We start from the raw sequence: 3,861 nt of genomic DNA on the forward strand, positions 1-3,861 counted from the left end.
TTTATTATTTATTTAAAGCTTAATCTTATATTAGTAAGATATGGGTGTAGGTATTTTTGTGATATAATTATTGTAAAATAAGGTTAATTAATGGGAGGATAACAATGGGGAAGCTTGTAACAGATAAAGAGTATGAAATACACTTTTATGAAGTTGATTATAAGGGAAGAGCTTTGTTTACTAGCTTGATGAATTACTTTGGAGATATATCAAGTAAGCAATCTGAAGATAGAAATATGGGAATTGATTATTTGAAAAAAGTTAATATGGCCTGGGTACTTTATAAGTGGAATGTGAAGATACATAGATACCCAACTTATAGAGAAAAGGTTATTGCAAGAACAGTTCCTTATTCATTTAGAAAGTTTTATGCATATAGAAAGTTTTACATACTAGATATTGAAGGAAATGTGATAGTAGAAGCTGATTCGCTGTGGTTTTTAATAGACATTGAAACTAGAAAGCCTGTTAGGGTACAAGAAGAAATGTATACTGGTTACTGTTTAAGTAAGGATGATAATGAAATTATTGATATACCAAAGATTACAGCACCTAATGAAAGTGACTTTTGTAAAACCTTTGATGTTAGGTATAGCGATATAGATACCAATGGACATGTTAATAATTCTAAGTATATCTCATGGATATTGGAAGCTGTTCCATTAAACATAGTTACACAATATAGTTTAAGCAATTTAATTATAACTTATGAAAAAGAAACGACCTATGGAGAAGTTATAGATTCATGTGTTGAAGTACGTGAGGTAGATGGAAAGGCAGTATGTAAGCATAAAATTGTTGATAAAGAAGGAAATGAATTAACGGTGGCAGAGACTACTTGGACAAGATAGCAAAGGTTGTACTAGAAACTTTTAAGTAAAAGGAATAAGTATTAGGAATTGGGAAATGTGAAAATTTCACTTAAGTGAAATTTACTAAAAGCCTAGACCTAATACCTTAATCCTGAAAGATTAAAAATGCTTAATATCTTTTAAAGTGACATTCCTACCGTATAGCCACTACTCCAAGCCCATTGCAAATTAAACCCACCACAATCACCATTTACATCTAATATTTCTCCTGTAAAGAATAAATTTTTTATCTTATTAGATTCTAGAGTAATAGAACTAACTTCAGTAGTATCTATTCCGCCGCAAGTCACTTGAGAGTTTGCAAAAGAATTTGTGTCATATACATTAAATTTCCATGACTTAACAAGGTTTAATATGTTTTCTCGTTCTTTCCATGAAAGGTCAAAGCAAGGTTTATGTATATCGGTAATCTGTGCTTCTTTTAAAAGTATGGGTATCAATTTTTTATTTAATATTCCTATCAAAGACTCTGAAATACTTCTATATCCAAATACGCCAAAGTGGTTATCAAGAAACTCTTTCATACTTTCATAGTCCATATGAGGGAACATATCTACTTTTAAGATTATTTGTTGTTTGTTATATAAATCTCTGGAAATTAAACTGCTAATTTGTAGTATAGGGGGGCCTGATATTCCATAGTCAGTAAAAAGAAGTTCTCCATACTCTTTACGTATAAGAACGCTATTTGAAAAGGCTTCTACTGAGCCTTGGAATTTTATTCCAGATATAGCTTTTAGCCTAGGATAATCAAGCTTTAATTGCACCAATCCAGGAACCGGCGATATTATAGTATGGCCTAATGCCTTTGCTAAAGCATATCCACTGCCATCAGATCCAGTATTTGGAGCGGATGAACCACCACAACTAAGTACAAGTTTGTCGCAAGTATAAGTCTCAGATTCCTTTGTAAAAATTTTGAAAATGTTTTTTTCATATTTCACTTTATTTATTTTTGTATCTAAATGTATAGGTATATTTCGCTCTTCCAAAGCAAATCGTAATATATCTAATACAGATGAAGCTTGCAAGGATAAAGGAAACATTTTTCCTTCTTCTAGCTCTACTAGTGGTAAACCAATGGATTTAAAAAAGTTTAACGTATCGTTAACTGTAAAATTATTTAGTACATCCTTTGGAAAGTTATTATTTAAACTATGAAAATTTTCTATATTTGAATATTTATTTGTTATATTGCATCTACCATTCCCTGTGGTGAGTATTTTCTTGCCTATACGATTGCTTCCTTCTAAAATAGCTACTTGCAGTCCACGATCTTTAGAGGTGATAGCAGTCATAATACCTGAAGCACCAGCACCAACTACTATAATATCATAATGCATGATAGTTTTCTCCTTTTAAAGTTTATTTACCAATATAGTAAATCATAAATTTTACTTTATCAATTATATATTTTAAAAAATAGTAAAAAATAATTAATACAGCAATGATCTTTCAACATATAATAGTTCCAAATAATGTAAATAAAGGAGGATTTTTTTATGGACGGTCAAAATCTTTTAGAATATAAAAATTGGGTAGTAGTAGGAGATGTATTAAATAGTGAAAAATATGCTCATAGAATATTAAATAGCTTAAAAGAGCATGATTTTAACGCTGTAGGAGTGCATCCTAATAGTAAAGATGAAAGTGTGTACAGATCATTAAAAGACGTTCCTTACGGCATCGATGTTATAGATTTATGTATAAATCCTATACAAGGTGAGAAAATGCTTATAGAAGCTAAGGAATTGGGCATAGATAAGGTTTTAATTCAACCAGGGGCACAAAGTGAAGAAATATTGAGTTTTTGTAGAGAAAACGGTATTATAGCTATAGAGGGATGTGCATTAGTAGAACTTTCCTACTACAATAGAAAGAGGTAGATGCTTTAATGCTTACAATTTATGCGGTATCGGATTCTATAGCAGAAACTGCTGAACAGGTAGCAAGGGCTACAGCAATGCAGTTTAATGAAAATATAAAAGTAAAAAGAATAACTTATGTAAAAACCTTTGAGGCAGTAGATGATCTTATAGACAGTATAGATGATCCTGAAAATAGCATGATAATAAATACTATAGTTTTAGTTGACGTAAGAGAATTTTTAGTTGAAAGGTGCATAGAAAAGGGAATACGTATTGTAAATATATTAGGACCTTGTATTAGTACTGCTTCTAGAATTTTAAACAAACTTCCTGATTATAAGCCAGGGGCAGTTAGAGATATGGATGCTAAATATTTCAAGAAAATTGAGGCCATGGAATTTGCCATGCAATATGATGATAGTAAAGACAATAGTGGTATAAAACATGCAGATGTAGTGTTAGTAGGCCTATCAAGAACATCAAAAACACCACTATGTATGTATTTAGCTAATAAGGGTATAAAAGCATTAAATGTTCCTTTAATGCCTGAAGTTCCAATGCCAGAGGAATTACTTGAAATAGATAGTAAAAGGATAGTAGGACTTACTATAGAACCTATGAGATTGATAGAAATAAGGAAACATAGGATGGATAAGTTTTCAAGGCTTTCATCGGAAATACAATACGCAAATGCAGAAAGAGTACTTCAAGAATTAGAATTTGCAGATAAAGTAATGAGAAGATTAAGATGTAAAGTTATAGATGTAACAAAAAGAGCTATAGAAGATACAGCACTTTTAATAATGGAGTCTATAGGTTATATTGGAACAAAAGATCATTAATTTGTTTTAAAAAGTATAATTTTATAGAAATATTGATTTGTAGAAATATAGTAAAATCAGTACTTTAACGGGGAAAAAAATAAAAAATAAAAAAAAAATAAAAAAAGTTTTAAAAAGCTGTTGACACTTAGAAGACTTTCAGGTATTATATTCTATGTCGGGTGGCTGACACAACAAAGCAAAGCGCCCGACAAATAAGGCCCCTTGGTCAAGCGGTTAAGACACCACCCTTTCACGGTGGTAACACGAGTTCGAGTCTCGTAGGGGTCACCATTAATG

General features: G+C 31.0%; 4 protein-coding genes and 1 tRNA gene. 4 read left to right on the forward strand and 1 reads right to left on the reverse strand.

Features of this window, described 5'->3' with window-relative positions; all coding sequences use genetic code 11:
- Positions 1-104 precede the first annotated feature (104 nt).
- Positions 105-851: an acyl-ACP thioesterase domain-containing protein gene (locus tag DP68_RS17495; protein ID WP_035311712.1), complete on the forward strand. Its 747-nt coding sequence runs from the start codon at positions 105-107 to the stop codon at positions 849-851.
- 140 nt (positions 852-991) lie between these two features.
- Here DP68_RS17495 and DP68_RS17500 read toward each other — a convergent pair whose 3' ends face one another.
- A complete protein-coding gene (locus DP68_RS17500) occupies positions 992-2,215 on the reverse strand; it encodes an NAD(P)/FAD-dependent oxidoreductase (RefSeq protein ID WP_035311713.1) in 1,224 nt (407 codons plus the stop codon).
- A gap of 159 nt (positions 2,216-2,374) precedes the next feature.
- On the opposite strand from DP68_RS17500, the gene DP68_RS17505 reads away from it, so the two are divergent.
- From DP68_RS17505 to DP68_RS17515, 3 genes are all read left to right on the forward strand, one after another.
- Positions 2,375-2,758, forward strand: coding sequence for a CoA-binding protein (locus tag DP68_RS17505; RefSeq protein ID WP_035311714.1), 384 nt, complete (start codon positions 2,375-2,377; stop codon positions 2,756-2,758).
- An 8-nt stretch (positions 2,759-2,766) separates the two neighbouring features.
- The gene (locus tag DP68_RS17510; protein WP_035311715.1) at positions 2,767-3,582 is read left to right on the forward strand and encodes a pyruvate, water dikinase regulatory protein; all 816 of its coding nucleotides are present in this window, start codon (positions 2,767-2,769) and stop codon (positions 3,580-3,582) included.
- Between the two features lie 198 nt (positions 3,583-3,780).
- A tRNA-Glu gene (locus DP68_RS17515) sits at positions 3,781-3,855 on the forward strand.
- Positions 3,856-3,861: the final 6 nt, after the last annotated feature.

This window comes from Clostridium sp. HMP27, from assembly GCF_000765165.1.
GTDB lineage: Bacteria > Bacillota > Clostridia > Clostridiales > Clostridiaceae > Clostridium_AK.

Excerpts from the sequence above, each read along its gene's own strand:
- DP68_RS17495 (WP_035311712.1), top strand. The coding sequence starts at position 105 with ATGGGGAAGCTTGTAACAGATAAAGAGTATGAAATACACTTTTATGAA.
- DP68_RS17500 (WP_035311713.1), bottom strand. The coding sequence starts at position 2,215 with ATGCATTATGATATTATAGTAGTTGGTGCTGGTGCTTCAGGTATTATG.
- DP68_RS17505 (WP_035311714.1), top strand. The coding sequence starts at position 2,375 with ATGGACGGTCAAAATCTTTTAGAATATAAAAATTGGGTAGTAGTAGGA.
- DP68_RS17510 (WP_035311715.1), top strand. The coding sequence starts at position 2,767 with ATGCTTACAATTTATGCGGTATCGGATTCTATAGCAGAAACTGCTGAA.